The sequence below is a fragment of the Dickeya sp. Secpp 1600 genome (assembly GCF_003049805.1).
In the GTDB taxonomy this organism is placed as follows: Bacteria; Pseudomonadota; Gammaproteobacteria; order Enterobacterales; family Enterobacteriaceae; genus Dickeya; species Dickeya fangzhongdai.
Genome location: NZ_CP023484.1, coordinates 4,794,654 through 4,814,591, shown reverse-complemented (window position 1 = coordinate 4,814,591; position 19,938 = coordinate 4,794,654). Strand labels below are relative to the sequence as shown.

The following is a 19,938-nucleotide window of genomic DNA, read 5'->3' as shown; positions in this document are numbered from 1 at the left end:
ACACGGCCTTAAACAGAGGTTTCCCATGAAAGAAGGTATTCACCCGAATTACGTTGAAATTACCGCTACTTGCTCTTGCGGTAACGTCATCAAAACCCGTTCCACCGCTGCTCATGACCTGAACCTGGACGTGTGTGGTGCTTGCCACCCGTTCTTCACCGGCAAACAGCGTGTCGTTGACACCGGTGGTCGTGTTGAGCGTTTCAACAAACGCTTCAGCGTCCCGGGCACCAAAAAATAATTGGTTTTTGCACCGGGGCGGAAAACCGGTTAACTGTTTTTCCAGCCAAAACTGTTTTCCGTTCAAAACTGTTTTCCGTCCAAAACAAAGGCACCTGCGGGTGCCTTTGTCGTTTCTGGTGTCTTTCCCCATCCGCTCCAAACGGGCGAGTCAATATTCCCACGTATCCGGGTCGATCCCCATCTCACGCATAATCGCCTTGGCGGCATCGGGAATTTCGTCGCCGCGTTCTTTACGCAGGTCGTCATCATTCGGTAAGGGTTGGCCGGTAAAAGCGTGCAAAAACGCCTCACACAGTAACTCGCTATTGGTTGCGTGACGCAGGTTGTTGACCTGACGACGGGTACGCTCGTCTGTCAGTATCTTCAGTACCTTCAAAGGGATAGATACGGTGATCTTCTTAACCTGCTCACTCTTCTTGCCGTGTTCAGCGTATGGGCTTACGTATTCGCCATTCCACTCAGCCATGGGATACCTTAAATATTGATCGTGATAAAAACAGTCACTGGCACAAAACACCATAATTCTAACGATTATTATAGGGATGCTCAATCTATACGCAAAGAAGTTTAGAAGTCCAGATGTATTGACGTCTATATCGTCCGGGTTTACTCTTTAATCTCTTTACCTCAGCCCTCCAGTCAGGAAAAGCACCGATGACGCGTAAACAGGCTACTATCGCAGTCCGCAGTGGGTTAAACAATGACGAGCAGTTCGGTTGCGTTGTTCCCCCGATTCATCTCTCCAGCACCTACAATTTCACCGGCTTTAATGAACCCAGAGCGCACGACTATTCCCGGCGCGGCAACCCGACCCGTGATGTGGTTCAACGCGCGTTGGCGGAACTGGAGGGGGGCGCTGGCGCGGTCATGACCAGCAGCGGCATGTCGGCGATTCTGCTGGTCTGTACGGTGTTTTTGCGGCCTGGCGACCTGTTGGTGGCTCCGCTCGATTGCTACGGCGGCAGCTACCGTTTGTTCGACAGCCTGAGCAAACGCGGCGCCTACCGGGTGAAATTCGTCGATCAGGGCAATGCGGCCGAACTGCAGGCGGCGCTGGCGGAAAAACCGAAGCTGGTGCTGGTGGAAAGTCCCAGCAACCCGCTGCTGCGCGTGGTGGATATCGCGGCTATCTGTCAGGCGGCGCGCGACGCGGGCGCAGTGAGCGTGGTGGATAACACCTTCCTGAGCCCGGCGTTGCAAAATCCGCTGAAGCTGGGGGCGGATCTGGTGGTGCACTCTTGCACCAAATACCTCAATGGTCATTCGGACGTGGTAGCCGGCGCGGTTATCGCCCGCGATCCAGCGGTGGTGACGGAGCTGGCCTGGTGGGCCAACAACATCGGCGTGACCGGCGCGGCCTTTGACAGCTACCTGTTGCTGCGCGGTCTGCGCACGCTGTCGCCGCGTATGACGCTCGCGCAGAAGAATGCGCTGCAAATTGTGGAGTATTTGCGGCATCAGCCGCTGGTGAAAGCGTTGTATCATCCGTCTTTACCCGAGAATGCCGGTCATGAGATTGCCCGTCGGCAGCAGTCCGGTTTTGGCGCGATGCTGAGTTTTGAGCTGGATGGCGATGAAGGTACCCTGCGCCGTTTTCTGGCCGCACTGGAATTGTTCACGCTGGCGGAATCGTTGGGCGGCGTAGAGAGCCTGATTTCTCACGCGGCTACCATGACCCACGCCGGCATGGCGCCGGAAGCGCGCGCCGCCGCCGGTATCTCGGAGACGTTATTGCGTATTTCTGTCGGCATTGAAGACGGCGACGATCTGGTTGCCGATCTGGACAGAGCATTTCAGGCAGCAGCCAAGAGGTAACAATGAGTGCGTTAGGGATAGCAGCGGCCGTGAAGGGACGGCAACTGCACAAATTCGGCGGCAGCAGCCTGGCTGATGTGAAATGTTATCAGCGCGTCGCCGGCATCATGGCGGATTACAGCCAGGCGGGCGATTTGATGGTGGTATCGGCGGCGGGCAGCACCACCAACCAGTTGATCAGCTGGTTAAACCTCAGCCAGTCGGACCGGATTTCCGCCCATCAGGTACAACAGTCGCTGCGCCGTTATCAAAGCGAGCTGATTTCCGGTTTGCTGCCGGCCGAAACGGCAGCGCCGCTTATCAATGAATTCATTCGCGATCTGGAACGTCTGGCCGCGTTGCTGGATGGCAAGCTCACCGACGCCGCCTACGCCGAGGTGGTCGGGCACGGCGAAATCTGGTCAGCCCGTTTGATGGCGGCGGTATTGAATCAGAAAAAACTGCCTGCCGCCTGGCTGGATGCGCGTACCTTCCTGCGCGCCGAGCGTGCGGCGCAGCCGCAGGTCGATGAAGGTCGTTCCTGGCCGCTGTTGCAACAACTGCTGACCCAGCATGCCGGGCAGCGTCTGGTGATTACCGGTTTTATCAGTAGTAACGACGCAGGCGAAACCGTCCTGCTGGGCCGTAACGGCAGCGACTATTCCGCTACGCAGATTGGCGCGCTGGCTGGCGTCGAGCGCGTCACCATCTGGAGCGACGTGGCCGGCGTCTACAGCGCTGACCCGCGCAAGGTGAAAGACGCCTGCCTGTTGCCGTTGCTGCGGTTGGATGAAGCCAGCGAACTGGCCCGTCTGGCGGCGCCGGTATTGCATGCCCGTACCCTGCAACCGGTTTCCGGCAGCGATATCGATCTGCAATTGCGCTGCAGCTACCAACCTGAACAAGGGTCGACCCGCATTGAACGTGTGCTGGCCTCCGGCACCGGCGCCAAGATAGTCACCAGTCATGATGATGTTTGTCTGATTGAGATTGGCGTGCCGGCGGAGCACGATTTTGCCCGCATGCATAAAGACGTCGAACAGTTGCTGCAAAAATCCCAGATCCGGCCGCTGGCGCTGGGCGTGCATCAAGATCGCAACCTGCTGCAACTGTGCTACACCTCGGAAGTGGTGCATAGCGCCTGGCAGGTGCTGGAGCAGGCGGCGTTGCCGGTATCGCTTCATCTGCGCGAAGGGCTGGCGCTGGTGGCGCTGGTGGGGGCGGGCGTTTGCCGCAACCCGCTGCACAGCCACCGTTTCTACCAGCAACTGCGCGACCAGCCGATTGAGTTCGTCTGGCAGGCGGAAGACGACATCAGCCTGGTGGCGGTATTGCGGGTGGGACCGACCGAGCATCTGGTGCGCGGTCTGCATCATTCGCTGTTCCGGGCGGAAAAACGCATCGGGCTGGTGTTGTTCGGCAAAGGCAACATCGGTTCGCGCTGGCTGGAGCTGTTTGCCCGGGAGCAGAGCCTGATTTCGGCGCGCACCGGTTTTGAGTTCACGCTGGCGGGCGTGGTGGACAGTTCCCGCAGCCTGCTGAATTACGACGGGCTGGACGCCAGTCGTGTGCTGGCTTTCTTCGGCGATGAAGCGCAGGAACGTGACGACGATGAGCTGTTCCTGTGGATGCGCGCCCATCCGTATGATGATTTGGTGGTGCTGGATGTGACCGCCAGCCAGTCGGTTGCCGATCTCTATCTGGATTTCGCCAGTTATGGTTTCCATGTGATCAGCGCCAACAAACTGGCGGGCGCATCCGGCGGCGACAACTATCGGCAGATCCGCGACGCGTTCGCCAAAACCGGGCGCCACTGGCTGTACAACGCCACCGTTGGCGCCGGGTTGCCGGTGAACTATGCGGTACGGGACCTGCGTGAAAGCGGCGATAGCATTCTGGCTATCAGCGGCATCTTCTCCGGCACGCTGTCATGGTTGTTCCTGCAGTTTGACGGCACGGTGCCTTTTACCGAACTGGTGGATCAAGCCTGGCAGCAGGGATTGACCGAGCCGGATCCGCGCGTCGATCTTTCCGGTCAGGATGTGATGCGCAAGCTGGTTATTCTGGCGCGCGAAGCGGGTTATGAAATCGAGCCCAATCAGGTGCGGGTGGAATCGCTGGTGCCTGCCGGATGCGAGAACGGTTCGGTGGATCAGTTCTTTGAAGACGGCGAGCCGCTGAATCAGCAAATGTTGCAGCGACTGGAAGCCGCCAACGAGATGGGGCTGGTGCTGCGCTATGTCGCCCGCTTCGATGTCAACGGCAAGGCGCGCGTAGGCGTGGAAGCCGTGCGGGCGGATCATCCGCTGGCGGCGTTGTTGCCGTGTGATAACGTGTTCGCTATCGAAAGCCGCTGGTATCGCGATAACCCGCTGGTGATTCGCGGCCCGGGAGCCGGTCGCGACGTAACGGCCGGGGCGATTCAGTCGGATCTCAATCGGTTGGCGCAACTGTTGTAATCGTGTCGGTTGAAATCGCGTCAGTTGAAATCAGACAGCGTTAGCCATCATGTCTTAAAGCCCGCAGCCGCGGGCTTTTTTATGCCTTCGATTCCTCCAGTGGCGAGGGCCGCGTTTTTTGCCAATACTGAGGGTGCATCCCTTACATTTCATGTGTGTTTTTTCTGTGATGAGGCATGACGGCCTGCCGTACGCCACCATGAATTTTCTTCATCTTGCATGAACAAACATCAGTATTTATCGCGCTGAAAAGCGTTGACTCTTTAAGCGGATTCGGTCATTTTCTATATAGACGTCTAAACGTATAGACGTTTGTAGAAAATAACGATGATAATGGCGAATCGAGGTAAGGATATGAGCTTTTTCCACGCGAACCATCAGGAAGCGTTGAACCAGAACCTGGCGGAATTACAGGGCCGGATTAACGTTTCCTTTGAGTTTTTCCCACCGCGCACCAGCGAGATGGAAGAAACACTGTGGAACTCCATTGACCGCCTCAGCAGCCTGAAACCCAAATTCGTGTCGGTGACCTACGGCGCCAATTCCGGCGAGCGTGACCGCACTCACAGCATCATCAAAGGCATCAAGGAACGTACCGGCCTGGAAGCCGCGCCGCACCTGACCTGCATCGATGCTTCCCGCGACGAACTGAAAGCCATTGCCCAGGACTACTGGCAGAGCGGCATCCGTCACATCGTCGCCCTGCGCGGCGACTTACCGCCGGATAGCGGCAAACCGGAGATGTACGCTTCTGATCTGGTCACCTTGCTCAAGGAAGTAGGGGATTTTGATATTTCGGTCGCGGCCTATCCTGAAGTGCATCCGGAGGCGAAAAGCGCGCAGGCGGACCTGATCAATCTCAAACGCAAGATTGACGCCGGCGCCAGCCGTGCCATCACACAGTTCTTTTTTGACGTGGAAAGCTATCTGCGCTTTCGCGATCGCTGCGTCACGACCGGCATCGATGTGGAAATCGTCCCCGGTATTCTGCCGGTGTCGAACTTCAAGCAATTGCAGCGTTTCGCCACCATGACCAATGTACGTGTGCCGAACTGGATGACCGCCATGTTCGAAGGGCTGGATAACGACCCGGAAACCCGCAAGATGGTCGGCGCGTCGATCGCCATGGATATGGTGAAGATCCTCAGCCGTGAAGGCGTGAAGGATTTCCATTTCTATACCCTGAACCGTTCGGAACTGAGCTATGCCATCTGCCATACGCTGGGCGTGCGCCCGGTGACGGCCGCCTGATTTCCTCGCCGATTATTGCGCTGAATGCCCGCCCGGAGATATCCGGGCGGGCATTCGTGCTTAAGGCATGGAGTGTTTGGCGTGAATAACGATATTCGAAAATAAAAAGCGCTATTCGAAAATAAAAAAAGGGCGGGCCGAAGCCCGCCAAAGTTTCGTTGGCTTTATAAAAATTTATGTGGTCAGGAATGTTTCGAGTTCTTCGCTGCCGCCGATATGGCGGCCGCCCATGAATACCTGGGGAACGGTGCTACGTCCGGTCACCGCCCGCAGGCTCACCGTGGTGGCATCCTTACCCAGCATGATTTCTTCGTATTGAATACCGCGATCCTGCAGCAACTGTTTGGCTTTGGCGCAAAACGGGCAGCCGGGTTTGGTAAACAGTGAAACAGATTCCTGAACCTTATAGTGAGGAGCAAGGTACTTCAGCATGGTGTCGGCGTCGGAAACTTCAAACGGGTCGCCCGGCTTGTTGGGTTCAACAAACATTTTCTCCACCACGCCGTGACGAACCAGCATGGAGTAGCGCCAGGAGCGGGGGCCGAAGCCCAGTTCCGCTTTTTCGACCAGCATGTTCATGGCGCGGGTGAATTCGCCGTTGCCATCGGGAATAAACGTAATGTTTTCTGCGTCTTGGTCGGCTTTCCAGGCATTCATCACAAAAGTATCGTTCACAGATACGCATAAAACCGCATCCACGCCAAATTGCTTGAATACCGCAGCCAACTCGTTATAGCGTGGCAAATGACTGGAAGAGCAGGTTGGTGTAAAGGCCCCTGGCAAGGAAAAGACGACCACGGTCTTGTTGTTGAAGAGTTCCCCGGTCGTCACGTCAACCCATTGATCCCCCTGACGGGTATGGAAAGTTACTGACGGAATTTTCTTGCCTTCTTGGCTTACAAACATTTTTCAGTCCCTGCTAGTCGAAACGTTCTGTTTGGCTGAATCCGTCAGTGATCAGGACTCGATTCGTTAGGGACATTATTCATTATCAAATGTTGATAGGACTAATCGTTCGTTGCTATCCTATCTATCGCTAGGGACTATCATGTTTAGGGGAATCAGGGCATGAATATTCGGGATTTAGAGTATCTGGTGGCATTGGCGGAGCATCGCCATTTTCGACGCGCAGCGGACTCCTGCCACGTCAGCCAGCCCACGCTGAGCGGCCAGATCCGCAAACTGGAAGACGAACTGGGGGTGATGCTGCTGGAGAGAACCAGCCGCAAAGTCCTGTTCACTCAGGCGGGGTTGCTGCTGGTCGAGCAGGCCAGAACCGTATTGCGTGAAGTGAAGGTGCTGAAGGAGATGGCCAGTCAGCAGGGCGAAACCATGTCCGGTCCGCTGCATATCGGCCTGATCCCGACGGTCGGCCCTTATCTGCTGCCCCAGATTATCCCGATGTTGCACCGCACTTTCCCGAAGCTGGAAATGTACCTGCATGAAGCCCAGACTCACCAACTGCTGGCCCAGCTCGACAGCGGCAAGTTGGATTGCGCCATTCTGGCGATGGTGAAAGAGTCGGAAGCGTTTATCGAAGTGCCGTTGTTTGACGAGCCGATGAAGCTGGCGATTTATCAGGATCACCCCTGGGCGAACCGCGAGCGGGTGGCGATGTCCGATTTGTCGGGCGAAAAACTGCTGATGCTGGAAGACGGGCACTGCCTGCGCGATCAGGCGATGGGATTTTGTTTCCAGGCGGGCGCGGACGAAGATACCCATTTCCGCGCCACCAGTCTGGAAACTCTGCGCAACATGGTAGCGGCGGGCAGCGGTATTACCCTGCTGCCGTCGCTGGCGGTGCCGCGGGAACGAGTGCGTGACGGCGTGTGCTATTTGCCTTGTTACAAACCGGAGCCCAAACGCACCATCGCACTGGTGTATCGTCCGGGCTCGCCGTTGCGCGGCCGTTATGAACAACTGGCCGATTCAGTGCGCGAGCACATGCAGCTCCACATGGAACAGCTGTCAAAACAGTCTGATTAATCAAAGCCAAAACGATTCGTTATCAAAAAACCGGTTGTTAAAACAACCGGTTTAAACCGTTCAGCGCCGCTACCCGATAGGCTTCGGCCATAGTCGGGTAGTTGAATGTGGTGTTCACAAAATACTCGATGGTATTGCCTTCGCCTTTCTGTTCCATGATGGCCTGACCGATGTGAATGATTTCGGCCGCGCGTTCGCCAAAGCAGTGAATGCCCAGAATCTGCTTGGTTTCGCGGTGGAACAGAATTTTCAGGCTACCGACGTTCATCCCGACAATTTGCGCTCGCGCCAGGTGCTTGAACTGGGCGCGGCCCACTTCATACGGCACTTTCATGGCGGTGAGTTCCTGCTCGGTTTTGCCGACGGAACTGATCTCCGGGATTGTGTAAATACCGGTGGGAATATCCTCGATCAGATGCGCGGTGGCGTCGCCTTTGGTGATGGCCTGCGCCGCGATGCGGCCCTGATCATAGGCGGCCGACGCCAGACTGGGATAACCGATCACATCGCCCACGGCGTAGATGTGCGCCTGAGCGGTCTGGTACATGCTGTTAACCTTCAATTGGCCGCGGCTGTCCGTTTCCAGCCCAATATTTTCCAGTCCCAGCGTTTCGGTGTTGCCGGTGCGTCCGTTGGCGTAGAGCAGGCAATCCGCCTTCATCTTTTTGCCTGATTTCAGATGGATGATGACGCCGTCATCCAGGCCTTCGATGCGTTCGAATTCCTCGTTGTGACGAATTACCACGCCGCTGTTCCAGAAGTGATAGGACAGCGCGTCGGACATCTCCTGATCGAGAAACGCCAGCAGCCGATCGCGGGTATTGATCAGATCGACCTTCACGTTCAACCCCCGGAAGATCGACGCATATTCGCAGCCGATCACCCCAGCACCGTAGATGATCACGTGTTTGGGTTCATAATCCAGATCGAGAATGGAGTCGCTGTCGTAGATGCGGGGATGATGGAAATCCACCCCGGCCGGATGATAAGGCCGCGAACCGGTGGCGATAATGATATTTGCGGCGGTCAGCGTATCGTGGGTGTCATCCGGGTAGAAGACCGCGACGGTATGCGCATCAATAAAACGCGCCTCGCCGGAAAACAGTTCGCAGTGATTACGTTCGTAGAAACCCTGGCGCATGCGGGTTTGCTGGCCGATCACGCTGTCGGCGTGACGCAGGATATCGGAAAATGAGGAACTGATGACGCGGGCGTTGTCGCTGTAGAGTGGGTTTTGATTGAATTCGATGATGCGGCTGACGGCGTGTCGGAGGGCTTTGGATGGGATGGTTCCCCAGTGGGTACAGCCACCGCCAACATTGTAATGCCGTTCTATCACGGCAATTTTCGCCCCTTGTTTGGCGAGCCCCATGGCCGCCCCTTCACCGCCCGGACCCGAACCAATCACGATGGCATCGTAATCGTATTGCTGTTGTATGGACATGGTAGGAACCACCTGTTTTTATACAAATTACTAACGCGATTGTAACATCGTCCTGCTGATAACCCAATCATCCCTGATATCCGTATGGGAACCGATGATCACATTTTTACTATGGCAAACTTTGGCGCAGTATGTGGAGAGTAAAGTTTGTTATAGTGCTTCCCTTGATTTAAGGAGAGCCGATGACTGCGGGCAGGATAATGGGTGTCAGAGCACAACAAAAAGAACGAACTCGTCGTTCCCTGATTGAGGCCGCTTTCAGCCAGTTAAGCGCTGAACGCAGTTTTGCCAGCCTGAGTTTGCGTGAGGTGGCTCGTGAAGCCGGCATTGCCCCTACCTCGTTTTATCGCCATTTCCGCGATGTGGACGAACTGGGGTTGACGATGGTGGATGAAAGCGGGTTGATGCTGCGCCAGCTGATGCGGCAGGCGCGCCAGCGTATCGTCAAAAGCGGCGGCAGCGTGATCAGAACATCGGTATCGACGTTCATGGAATTCATCGGTAATAACCCCAACGCCTTTCGGCTGCTGTTGCGCGAACGTTCCGGTACTTCAGCGGCATTCCGTGCTGCCGTGGCGCGTGAAATTCAGCATTTTATCGCTGAACTGGCGGACTATCTTGAAGTCGAAAATCATATCCCGCGCAGCTTCGCGGAGGCACAGGCGGAAGCGATGGTGATCATCGTATTCAGCGCCGGCGCTGAAGCGCTGGATGTGGACATAGAGCAGCGACGCCAGCTGGAAGAGCGGCTGGTGTTGCAGTTGCGCATGATTGCCAAAGGCGCCTATTACTGGTATCGCAAAGAGCAGGGTAAGGGGTTTGCCTACCCTGAGGGATAATCAGAGGAAAAGTCATGACAGAGCAGATAAATTCAGAGAAAAGTACGCTGGTGCTGGCGCTGGCGGCCGGTTTGTCCGCGAATGGTTCCTTTGTCGCCGTGTTCAGTTCTATCGTGCCGTTTTCCATCTTTCCGCTGATTGCGCTGGTTCTGTCGGTGTACTGTCTGCATCAGCGTTACATGCATCATGCCATGCCAAAAGGCACGCCGCTGCTGGCGGCGGGCTGTTTCCTGTTCGGTTTGCTGCTTTACAGCGCTATTGTGCGCGCCGAGTACCCGCAAATCGGCTCCAATTTCGTGCCGTCAATCCTGTGCGTGGTGCTGGCGCTGTGGCTGGTAGTGAAGCTGCGGGCCCGCAAGCCCGACAGTGAAACCAACACGCCTTAATCCGTAGTGAGGTTATTGACGCTTTTCCAGTAACACGCCGCATTCCATGTGGTGGGTATAAGGGAACTGGTCAAACAGCGCCAACTGGCTGATTCGGTGCGTCTGACTTAGGGTTTCCAGGTTGGCGCACAGCGTTTCCGGGTTGCAGGAGATGTACAGAATGCGCGGGTACGCCTGCACCAGTTTTACGGTGCCGTCGTCCAGGCCGCTGCGGGGCGGATCGACAAAAATGGTTTCACAGCGATAGCCGCTCAGATCGATGCCTTGCAGGCGGTTGAACTGACGCACGCCGTTCATGGCCTGGGTGAATTCCTCCGCCGCCATGCGAATAATCTGTACGTTATCAATCTGGTTGGCGGCAATATTGTACTGCGCCGCCGCGACCGATGGCTTGGCGATTTCGGTTGCCAGCACCCGCTCGAAATTGCGCGCCAGCGCCAGCGAAAAGTTACCGTTGCCGCAGTACAGTTCCAGCAGATCGCCTTTCGACCCCTGGGTCACCGATAGCGCCCACTCCAGCATCTGGATATTCATCATCGCATTGGGTTGGGTGAAGCTGTTTTCCACCTGACGATAAATCATCTGACGGCCGGCGACCGGCAGGCACTCGTCCACGTAGTCCCGATCCAGACAGATTTTGGTTTTGGTGGCGCGGCCAATCAGTTGCAGGGCAAAACCCTGACTGCGCAGTTGATCACGCAGGAGGCGGGCGTGCTGCTGCCATTCGTCATCCAGCGCTTTGTGGTAGAGCAACGAAACTGCAATCTCACCGCTAAGCGTGGAGAGATAATCAATCTGAAACAGCTTGCGCCGCAGTACCGGCTCGGCCCGCAGGGCACTGAGCAGCGCCGGCATCAGGCGGTTGATCAACTCGCTGGCGGCCGGAAACTGATCGACGCGGATCCGCTGTTTGGTCTGCTGATCAAACATAATGTGGTACAAGTCATCGCCATCATGCCAGATCCGAAATTCCGCCCGCATCCGGTAGTGACTGACCGGCGATCGGAACACGGCCGGCGCCGGCGCATCGAATGGCGCCATCATGGCTCCGAGGCGCCCGGTTTTTTCTTCAAGCTGGGCGTCATACTGGTCGATGGGCAGAATCTCTGGCGTCATGATGGTCTCATCTGAAAAACGGCTGGGATAAGGTGGCGATGTTGTCAGGGCGCGATTGTAGGGCATCCAGAAGGGATGTCCAGCCTTGTTGCACGGATTCTCTTATCCAAAATGGAAGTCTAGACATCCACCTGCCTCGATCGTAGCATGGGCGTCCGGTCTTGCCTCGCAGGTGAAAAGGGAATCCAGTGCGAATCTGGAACTGACGCGCAGCGGTAAGGGGAATGGGCGACGATAGCGTGATGCGGACACTGTCCTGACGGATGGGAAGTCATCGCCGCCTAGCCAGTCATCATGGCATAACCCCGAGTCCGAAGACCTGCCGGAATACGTCGCAATGTTTCATGGTCATCGCGTGCTATCGATCATGAGGGTGCGGCATCCTGCCAATTCAGTTTGGATGCTTATAATGTTTACTAAAAAAACCACAATGCTGGCGGCGATGGTAGCCACAGCTTTTTCAGGATGGGCGCAGGGTAGCGACAACACACAGCAAAACAGCAATGACGCAATGGTGGTAACCGCCAACCGTTTTCCCCAGCCGATTTCTTCCGTACTGGCGCCCACTACCGTGGTGACGCGTGATGATATTGATCGTTGGCAGTCGAAGAATGTTCTGGAAGTGATAAAACGTTTGCCTGGCGTCGATATCGCGCAGAATGGTGGTCTGGGGCAGAGTGCCTCCATTTATATTCGTGGCTCAGAAGCTCGCCATACGTTGGTTCTAATCGATGGTGTTCCATTAGCTAAACCGGGTATCACTGGTGTTGCTGATTTTAATCAGATACCGATGTCACTGGTACAACGTATTGAGTTTATTCGAGGACCGCGTTCTGCTGTTTATGGCGCTGATGCGATTGGTGGGGTGATCAACATCATTACGCAATCAGACAAAAATGGGGGAACATTAGAAACAGGGATAGGCAGTAACCATTACCAGCAATATAACGGCAGTTGGCGTCAGGCTCTCACAGATAAGACGACATTAACGTTGGCTGGGGCTTATCAGGATACTAAAGGATTCAATATTCGTCCGGCGTCGGTCTATAGTCCGGATAGCGATCGCGATGGTTGGCGTAATAAATCTTTCTGGGGCGGTGTAGACCATCATTTTAATGAGCAATGGTCTGCTTTTATCCGTGGGTATGGTTACGGTTCGAACAGTGATTATGATGTTGGAGGCCCCAATAGCGCTGATGAACAGCAAATCTACAATCATACCTATGATACTGGTGTGCGTTTTATGCGGGGAGACTTTGCTTCGCAACTAATAGCCAGCTATCAGAAATACAATTTTCTAAACTATCTGGGTACAGAAGGGCGATATGGGGATGCCAGCTCTTTAGATAAGATGGAACAGCGTAATTTGCAATGGGGAAATACCTACCGTATTGGTCAGGGAATGCTCAGTGCTGGGTTAGATTGGCAGCAACAGAAATTATTTTCTGAGGGTGTTAACTTTAATACCGCGGTCAGGGAATCCAACGATTACAAGAGAGATAATACGGGCATCTATCTGACTGCTCAGCAACAAATAAGCTCTGTCACTATTGAAGGATCCTTACGCAGTGACGACAACGAGCAATTTGGTCGTCATGGTACTTGGCAAACTGCTGCGGGCTGGGAGTTTTTGCCGGATTACAAATTGACGCTTTCTTATGGTACTGGATTCCAGGCTCCAACATTGGGGCAGATGTTTGGACAAAAATACAACGATATCCTTCCTAACAAAAACCTGAAACCTGAAGAATCCAAACAGTGGGAAACTGGACTTGAAGGGATCACAGGGCCTTTGAACTGGCGCTTGTCTGCATATCGCAACGAAATTACTAATCTGATCACTTACTCGTCTGATCCGGTTACATTTCAGGGAACTTACAGCAATATCAAGGCTGCGACGTTAAAAGGTGTTGAATGGACTGGGCAATTTGATACTGGCATTTTCAATCATCAGATTACGCTTGGTTATCTTGATGCGCGACGGGATGAAGATCATGAAGTCCTCGCACGCCGAGCTAAGCAGCAAGCCAAGTATCAACTTGGCTGGAAGGTTTATGATCTGGATGTTGATGTAAGTTACCAATATTTCAGCAAACGCTATGACAACAATACCAATGAGTTTGCATCTACACAGCGTCAGTTACCAAGCTATAGTACAGTCGATATTGCTGCGTCATATCCCGTCACCTCACATCTGACAGTTCGTGCTAGAATAGCCAACCTGTTCGATAAGAATTATGAGACGGTATATGGCTACCGAACTGCAGGGCGAGAATACTATCTCACCGGAAGCTATAGTTTCTGATTTACCCGCCCGCCCCACGGTCCTTGTATTTGATTCCGGGGTGGGCGGTTTGTCTGTTTATGATGAAGTTCGCAACCTACTGCCGGACTTACATTATATCTACGCCTTTGATAACGAGGCTTTTCCCTACGGAGAAAAGCCTGAGCAATTTATCATTGAGCGCGTGGTGTCTATCGTTGACGCGGTGGAAAAACAACATCCGCTGTCATTGGTCATCATTGCCTGTAATACAGCCAGTACGATTTCACTCCCGGCATTGCGTGCGCGCTTTAATTTCCCCGTCGTTGGTGTGGTGCCCGCGGTAAAACCGGCTGCCAAATTGACCCGGAACGGCGTCGTTGGGTTGCTGGCGACGCGTGCCACGGTCCAGCGTCCTTATACGCACGAATTAATTTCCCGCTTTGCCAATGACTGTCAGATTCTGCTGCTGGGGTCTGCAGAGTTGGTTGAATGGGGGGAGGCCAAACTTCAGGGGGAAACGGTACCTGAGGACGCGTTGCGGAAAATCCTCAAGCCCTGGCTGAAATTGTCGGAACCCCCGGATACGGTCGTTCTGGGATGTACTCATTTCCCTCTGTTATCGGAAGAGTTGCAGCAGGTATTGCCTGACGGCACACGGCTTGTCGATTCGGGCTCCGCTATTGCGCGCAGAACAGCATGGCTGATTGAGCATCTGGAGAATCCGAAATTGTCGACAGAGCGCAATCTGGCTTACTGTTTATCGATTACACCTAAGGTCGCGACACTGTTGCCTGTTCTGCGCCGTTATGGTTTCAGTTCGCTGGAACGATTAACGCTTTTGCCTGCTGGCGAATAAATATTGAGCGGTCAAAATTATTTTTGAAATTAGTGCTTGTCAGCGACGGAGAAGTCCCTATAATGCGCCTCCACTGACACGGCAACGGCAACAAACCGAAGCGGTTTCAGTAAGAAATCAGGCGCATATCGCTTGACTTCTTTTCGGGAAAGCATAATATATGCGACCCGCGACCACGGTAAGTGGTCATGCTCTTTAACAATCAATCAGACAATCTGTGTGGGCACTCGCAGGACGCTTCACTAAAATATTTGTGAAAAGTCTTGAAGAGTGACAACAGTTAATTCATACGAACTAACAGTAAATTCTTTGAGCACGTTTTCTTCGGAAAACACATCAAACTTTAAATTGAAGAGTTTGATCATGGCTCAGATTGAACGCTGGCGGCAGGCCTAACACATGCAAGTCGAGCGGCAGCGGGGGGAAGCTTGCTTCCCCGCCGGCGAGCGGCGGACGGGTGAGTAATGTCTGGGGATCTGCCTGATGGAGGGGGATAACTACTGGAAACGGTAGCTAATACCGCATAACGTCGCAAGACCAAAGTGGGGGACCTTCGGGCCTCACGCCATCGGATGAACCCAGATGGGATTAGCTAGTAGGTGGGGTAACGGCTCACCTAGGCGACGATCCCTAGCTGGTCTGAGAGGATGACCAGCCACACTGGAACTGAGACACGGTCCAGACTCCTACGGGAGGCAGCAGTGGGGAATATTGCACAATGGGGGAAACCCTGATGCAGCCATGCCGCGTGTGTGAAGAAGGCCTTCGGGTTGTAAAGCACTTTCAGCGGGGAGGAAGGCGACAAGGTTAATAACCTTGTCGATTGACGTTACCCGCAGAAGAAGCACCGGCTAACTCCGTGCCAGCAGCCGCGGTAATACGGAGGGTGCAAGCGTTAATCGGAATGACTGGGCGTAAAGCGCACGCAGGCGGTCTGTTAAGTTGGATGTGAAATCCCCGGGCTTAACCTGGGAACTGCATTCAAAACTGACAGGCTAGAGTCTCGTAGAGGGGGTAGAATTCCAGGTGTAGCGGTGAAATGCGTAGAGATCTGGAGGAATACCGGTGGCGAAGGCGGCCCCCTGGACGAAGACTGACGCTCAGGTGCGAAAGCGTGGGGAGCAAACAGGATTAGATACCCTGGTAGTCCACGCTGTAAACGATGTCGATTTGGAGGTTGTGCCCTTGAGGCGTGGCTTCCGGAGCTAACGCGTTAAATCGACCGCCTGGGGAGTACGGCCGCAAGGTTAAAACTCAAATGAATTGACGGGGGCCCGCACAAGCGGTGGAGCATGTGGTTTAATTCGATGCAACGCGAAGAACCTTACCTACTCTTGACATCCAGCGAAGACTGCAGAGATGCGGTCGTGCCTTCGGGAACGCTGAGACAGGTGCTGCATGGCTGTCGTCAGCTCGTGTTGTGAAATGTTGGGTTAAGTCCCGCAACGAGCGCAACCCTTATCCTCTGTTGCCAGCACTACGGGTGGGAACTCAGGGGAGACTGCCGGTGATAAACCGGAGGAAGGTGGGGATGACGTCAAGTCATCATGGCCCTTACGAGTAGGGCTACACACGTGCTACAATGGCGTATACAAAGAGAAGCGACCTCGCGAGAGCAAGCGGACCTCATAAAGTACGTCGTAGTCCGGATTGGAGTCTGCAACTCGACTCCATGAAGTCGGAATCGCTAGTAATCGTAGATCAGAATGCTACGGTGAATACGTTCCCGGGCCTTGTACACACCGCCCGTCACACCATGGGAGTGGGTTGCAAAAGAAGTAGGTAGCTTAACCTTCGGGAGGGCGCTTACCACTTTGTGATTCATGACTGGGGTGAAGTCGTAACAAGGTAACCGTAGGGGAACCTGCGGTTGGATCACCTCCTTACCGAGCTGAAGTGCCTGCGTGGTGTCCACACAGATTGTCTGATGAAGTAAACGAGCGGTAAAACCTTATAGGCTTGTAGCTCAGGTGGTTAGAGCGCACCCCTGATAAGGGTGAGGTCGGTGGTTCAAGTCCACTCAGGCCTACCAGATTTCTCCTGATACTGCGTTGTGAAATAGCCCGCATACTGATGTATGCGCCGTCATTCCACGCCTTGTCTCAGAAGAAATTACGGGTAAAGGTTTACGTGTTGCATTCTATGGGGCTATAGCTCAGCTGGGAGAGCGCCTGCTTTGCACGCAGGAGGTCTGCGGTTCGATCCCGCATAGCTCCACCATTTACGAATGACTTCAGAGTATACTGGCGACAGTATGCTGCGAAGTATTCTGCTCTTTAACAATCCGGAACAAGCTGAAAATTTGAAACGACGGCATATGAATGTGAATTCGTATGTTGTTCGAGTCTCTCAATATACCCGCATCCCGAGACACTTTCGGGTTGTGAGGTTAAGCGACTAAGCGTACACGGTGGATGCCTAGGCAGTCAGAGGCGATGAAGGGCGTGCTAATCTGCGAAAAGCGTCGGCAAGGTGATATGAACCGTTATACCCGACGATACCCGAATGGGGAAACCCAGTGTGACTCGTCACACTATCATTAACTGAATCCATAGGTTAATGAGGCGAACCGGGGGAACTGAAACATCTCAGTACCCCGAGGAAAAGAAATCAACCGAGATTCCCCCAGTAGCGGCGAGCGAACGGGGAGCAGCCCAGAACCTGAATCGGCTTGTGTGTCAGTGGAAGCGTCTGGAAAGTCGCACGATACAGGGTGAAAGTCCCGTACACGAAGATGCACAGGCCGTGAGTTCGATGAGTAGGGCGGGACACGTGGTATCCTGTCTGAACATGGGGGGACCATCCTCCAAGGCTAAATACTCCTGACTGACCGATAGTGAACCAGTACCGTGAGGGAAAGGCGAAAAGAACCCCGGCGAGGGGAGTGAAATAGAACCTGAAACCGTGTACGTACAAGCAGTGGGAGCACCTTTTGGGTGTGACTGCGTACCTTTTGTATAATGGGTCAGCGACTTATATTCTGTAGCAAGGTTAACCGTATAGGGGAGCCGCAGGGAAACCGAGTCTTAACTGGGCGTTAAGTTGCAGGGTATAGACCCGAAACCCGGTGATCTAGCCATGGGCAGGTTGAAGGTTGGGTAACACTAACTGGAGGACCGAACCGACTAATGTTGAAAAATTAGCGGATGACTTGTGGCTGGGGGTGAAAGGCCAATCAAACCGGGAGATAGCTGGTTCTCCCCGAAAGCTATTTAGGTAGCGCCTCGTGAATTCATCTCCGGGGGTAGAGCACTGTTTCGGCTAGGGGGCCATCCCGGCTTACCAACCCGATGCAAACTGCGAATACCGGAGAATGTTATCACGGGAGACACACGGCGGGTGCTAACGTCCGTCGTGAAGAGGGAAACAACCCAGACCGCCAGCTAAGGTCCCAAAGTCATGGTTAAGTGGGAAACGATGTGGGAAGGCCCAGACAGCCAGGATGTTGGCTTAGAAGCAGCCATCATTTAAAGAAAGCGTAATAGCTCACTGGTCGAGTCGGCCTGCGCGGAAGATGTAACGGGGCTAAAACCATGCACCGAAGCTGCGGCAGCGACGCTTAGGCGTTGTTGGGTAGGGGAGCGTTCTGTAAGCCGTTGAAGGTGGACTGTGAGGTCTGCTGGAGGTATCAGAAGTGCGAATGCTGACATAAGTAACGATAATGCGGGTGAAAAACCCGCACGCCGGAAGACCAAGGGTTCCTGTCCAACGTTAATCGGGGCAGGGTGAGTCGACCCCTAAGGCGAGGCTGAAAAGCGTAGTCGATGGGAAACAGGTTAATATTCCTGTACTTGGTGTTACTGCGAAGGGGGGACGGAGAAGGCTATGTCATCCGGGCGACGGTTGTCCCGGTTTAAGCGTGCAGGTGGGTGGACCAGGTAAATCCGGTCTGCTGTCAACACTGAGGCGTGATGACGAGGTACTACGGTACCGAAGTGACAGATGCCCTGCTTCCAGGAAAAGCCTCTAAGCATCAGGTAACATTGAATCGTACCCCAAACCGACACAGGTGGTCAGGTAGAGAATACTCAGGCGCTTGAGAGAACTCGGGTGAAGGAACTAGGCAAAATGGTGCCGTAACTTCGGGAGAAGGCACGCTGGGCATGGTGAAGTCCCTTGCGGACGGAGCTGAGCCCAGTCGCAGATACCAGCTGGCTGCAACTGTTTAATAAAAACACAGCACTGTGCAAACACGAAAGTGGACGTATACGGTGTGACGCCTGCCCGGTGCCGGAAGGTTAATTGATGGGGTTATCCGTAAGGAGAAGCTCTTGATCGAAGCCCCGGTAAACGGCGGCCGTAACTATAACGGTCCTAAGGTAGCGAAATTCCTTGTCGGGTAAGTTCCGACCTGCACGAATGGCGTAATGATGGCCAGGCTGTCTCCACCCGAGACTCAGTGAAATTGAACTCGCTGTGAAGATGCAGTGTACCCGCGGCAAGACGGAAAGACCCCGTGAACCTTTACTATAGCTTGACACTGAACCTTGAGCCTTGATGTGTAGGATAGGTGGGAGGCTTTGAAGTGTGGACGCCAGTCTGCATGGAGCCAACCTTGAAATACCACCCTTTAATGTTTGATGTTCTAACGTGGACCCGTGAACCGGGTTGCGGACAGTGTCTGGTGGGTAGTTTGACTGGGGCGGTCTCCTCCCAAAGAGTAACGGAGGAGCACGAAGGTTAGCTAATCCTGGTCGGACATCAGGAGGTTAGTGCAAAGGCATAAGCTAGCTTGACTGCGAGAGTGACGGCTCGAGCAGGTGCGAAAGCAGGTCTTAGTGATCCGGTGGTTCTGAATGGAAGGGCCATCGCTCAACGGATAAAAGGTACTCCGGGGATAACAGGCTGATACCGCCCAAGAGTTCATATCGACGGCGGTGTTTGGCACCTCGATGTCGGCTCATCACATCCTGGGGCTGAAGTAGGTCCCAAGGGTATGGCTGTTCGCCATTTAAAGTGGTACGCGAGCTGGGTTTAGAACGTCGTGAGACAGTTCGGTCCCTATCTGCCGTGGGCGCTGGAAGATTGAGGGGGGTTGCTCCTAGTACGAGAGGACCGGAGTGAACGCACCACTGGTGTTCGGGTTGTGATGCCAATTGCATTGCCCGGTAGCTAAGTGCGGAAGAGATAACCGCTGAAAGCATCTAAGCGGGAAACTTGCCCCGAGATGAGTCTTCCCTGGGAACTTGATTCCCCTGAAGGGACGTTCGAGACGAGGACGTTGATAGGCTGGGTGTGTAAGCGTAGCGATACGTTGAGCTAACCAGTACTAATGACCCGGGAGGCTTAACCTTACAA

At 54.3% G+C, this 19,938-nt stretch carries 13 protein-coding genes, 2 tRNA genes, 2 rRNA genes and 1 riboswitch; of the genes, 13 read left to right on the top strand and 4 right to left on the bottom strand.

The genetic code is table 11. The annotated features are described in order from the left end of the window. Nucleotides 1–25: 25 nt before the first annotated feature. Complete coding sequence (gene rpmE / locus CPA59_RS21505; protein WP_013315900.1) at nt 26–241, top strand: 50S ribosomal protein L31; 216 nt, start codon at nt 26–28, stop codon at nt 239–241. 150 nt (nt 242–391) lie between these two features. Here the strand turns inward: rpmE and metJ are convergent, their stop codons facing one another. Next, nucleotides 392–709, bottom strand: a complete 318-nt coding sequence (metJ, locus tag CPA59_RS21500) for a met regulon transcriptional regulator MetJ (protein ID WP_013315901.1) — start codon at nt 707–709, stop codon at nt 392–394. 188 nt (nt 710–897) lie between these two features. Here metJ and metB point away from each other — a divergent pair, with 188 nt between their 5' ends. The 3 genes from metB to metF all read left to right on the top strand — a co-directional run bounded on the left by metB (nt 898) and on the right by metF (nt 5,747). After that, complete coding sequence (gene metB, locus CPA59_RS21495; protein ID WP_038917487.1) at nt 898–2,058, top strand: cystathionine gamma-synthase; 1,161 nt, start codon at nt 898–900, stop codon at nt 2,056–2,058. 2 nt (nt 2,059–2,060) lie between these two features. After that, nucleotides 2,061–4,496 carry a bifunctional aspartate kinase/homoserine dehydrogenase II gene (locus CPA59_RS21490; protein ID WP_107760669.1) on the top strand — a complete coding sequence of 812 codons (2,436 nt, stop codon included), beginning with the start codon at nt 2,061–2,063 and terminating at the stop codon, nt 4,494–4,496. Nucleotides 4,497–4,850: 354 nt separating this feature from the next. Continuing rightward, nucleotides 4,851–5,747 (top strand): methylenetetrahydrofolate reductase, encoded by an 897-nt coding sequence (gene metF / locus CPA59_RS21485; protein WP_038664563.1) that lies wholly within the window; start codon nt 4,851–4,853, stop codon nt 5,745–5,747. Between the two features lie 174 nt (nt 5,748–5,921). On the opposite strand, the gene CPA59_RS21480 is transcribed toward metF, so the two are convergent. Next, nucleotides 5,922–6,653 carry a glutathione peroxidase gene (locus tag CPA59_RS21480; RefSeq protein ID WP_038664565.1) on the bottom strand — a complete coding sequence of 244 codons (732 nt, stop codon included), beginning with the start codon at nt 6,651–6,653 and terminating at the stop codon, nt 5,922–5,924. Between the two features lie 162 nt (nt 6,654–6,815). Here CPA59_RS21480 and oxyR point away from each other — a divergent pair, with 162 nt between their 5' ends. Then, a complete protein-coding gene (gene oxyR / locus CPA59_RS21475) occupies nt 6,816–7,733 on the top strand; it encodes a DNA-binding transcriptional regulator OxyR (protein WP_033569035.1) in 918 nt (305 codons plus the stop codon). Nucleotides 7,734–7,770: 37 nt separating this feature from the next. Here oxyR and sthA read toward each other — a convergent pair whose 3' ends face one another. Beyond that, nucleotides 7,771–9,171: a Si-specific NAD(P)(+) transhydrogenase gene (gene sthA / locus CPA59_RS21470; protein WP_087881307.1), complete on the bottom strand. Its 1,401-nt coding sequence runs from the start codon at nt 9,169–9,171 to the stop codon at nt 7,771–7,773. A 206-nt stretch (nt 9,172–9,377) separates the two neighbouring features. Between sthA and fabR the strand changes: the two genes are divergently transcribed. Both fabR and CPA59_RS21460 read left to right on the top strand, forming a co-directional pair. Next, complete coding sequence (fabR, locus tag CPA59_RS21465; protein ID WP_038664569.1) at nt 9,378–10,016, top strand: HTH-type transcriptional repressor FabR; 639 nt, start codon at nt 9,378–9,380, stop codon at nt 10,014–10,016. A 14-nt stretch (nt 10,017–10,030) separates the two neighbouring features. Further along, complete coding sequence (locus CPA59_RS21460) at nt 10,031–10,402, top strand: YijD family membrane protein (protein ID WP_038917489.1); 372 nt, start codon at nt 10,031–10,033, stop codon at nt 10,400–10,402. A gap of 12 nt (nt 10,403–10,414) precedes the next feature. On the opposite strand, the gene trmA is transcribed toward CPA59_RS21460, so the two are convergent. Further along, nucleotides 10,415–11,518 carry a tRNA (uridine(54)-C5)-methyltransferase TrmA gene (gene trmA, locus CPA59_RS21455; protein WP_038917490.1) on the bottom strand — a complete coding sequence of 368 codons (1,104 nt, stop codon included), beginning with the start codon at nt 11,516–11,518 and terminating at the stop codon, nt 10,415–10,417. 139 nt (nt 11,519–11,657) lie between these two features. Continuing rightward, nucleotides 11,658–11,860, top strand: a riboswitch (cobalamin riboswitch). Nucleotides 11,861–11,927: 67 nt separating this feature from the next. On the opposite strand from trmA, the gene btuB reads away from it, so the two are divergent. From btuB to CPA59_RS21425, 6 genes are all read left to right on the top strand, one after another. Next, nucleotides 11,928–13,823, top strand: coding sequence for a TonB-dependent vitamin B12 receptor BtuB (gene btuB, locus CPA59_RS21450; RefSeq protein WP_107760921.1), 1,896 nt, complete (start codon nt 11,928–11,930; stop codon nt 13,821–13,823). Further along, on the top strand, nt 13,768–14,640 hold the full coding sequence (gene murI, locus CPA59_RS21445; protein ID WP_049853753.1) for a glutamate racemase: 873 nt from the start codon (nt 13,768–13,770) through the stop codon (nt 14,638–14,640). Before btuB ends, murI begins: the two co-directional genes overlap by 56 nt. 345 nt (nt 14,641–14,985) lie before the next feature. After that, nucleotides 14,986–16,526, top strand: a 16S ribosomal RNA gene (locus tag CPA59_RS21440). 69 nt (nt 16,527–16,595) lie between these two features. Next, nucleotides 16,596–16,672, top strand: a tRNA-Ile gene (locus CPA59_RS21435). A gap of 112 nt (nt 16,673–16,784) precedes the next feature. Further along, nucleotides 16,785–16,860 (top strand) — tRNA-Ala (locus CPA59_RS21430). Nucleotides 16,861–17,027: 167 nt separating this feature from the next. Further along, nucleotides 17,028–19,934 (top strand): 23S ribosomal RNA (locus CPA59_RS21425). The 16S and 23S rRNA genes sit together here with 2 tRNA genes alongside, the layout of an rRNA operon. The last annotated feature ends 4 nt before the right edge of the window (nt 19,935–19,938 follow it).

Bases quoted from the DNA above. Each gene is read 5' to 3' on its own strand.
- metJ (WP_013315901.1), bottom strand. From the start codon at position 709: ATGGCTGAGTGGAATGGCGAATACGTAAGCCCATACGCTGAACACGGC.
- trmA (WP_038917490.1), bottom strand. From the start codon at position 11,518: ATGACGCCAGAGATTCTGCCCATCGACCAGTATGACGCCCAGCTTGAA.
- CPA59_RS21480 (WP_038664565.1), bottom strand. From the start codon at position 6,653: ATGTTTGTAAGCCAAGAAGGCAAGAAAATTCCGTCAGTAACTTTCCAT.
- CPA59_RS21490 (WP_107760669.1), top strand. From the start codon at position 2,061: ATGAGTGCGTTAGGGATAGCAGCGGCCGTGAAGGGACGGCAACTGCAC.
- rpmE (WP_013315900.1), top strand. From the start codon at position 26: ATGAAAGAAGGTATTCACCCGAATTACGTTGAAATTACCGCTACTTGC.
- oxyR (WP_033569035.1), top strand. From the start codon at position 6,816: ATGAATATTCGGGATTTAGAGTATCTGGTGGCATTGGCGGAGCATCGC.
- CPA59_RS21460 (WP_038917489.1), top strand. From the start codon at position 10,031: ATGACAGAGCAGATAAATTCAGAGAAAAGTACGCTGGTGCTGGCGCTG.
- metB (WP_038917487.1), top strand. From the start codon at position 898: ATGACGCGTAAACAGGCTACTATCGCAGTCCGCAGTGGGTTAAACAAT.
- fabR (WP_038664569.1), top strand. From the start codon at position 9,378: ATGGGTGTCAGAGCACAACAAAAAGAACGAACTCGTCGTTCCCTGATT.
- murI (WP_049853753.1), top strand. From the start codon at position 13,768: ATGGCTACCGAACTGCAGGGCGAGAATACTATCTCACCGGAAGCTATA.
- btuB (WP_107760921.1), top strand. From the start codon at position 11,928: ATGTTTACTAAAAAAACCACAATGCTGGCGGCGATGGTAGCCACAGCT.
- metF (WP_038664563.1), top strand. From the start codon at position 4,851: ATGAGCTTTTTCCACGCGAACCATCAGGAAGCGTTGAACCAGAACCTG.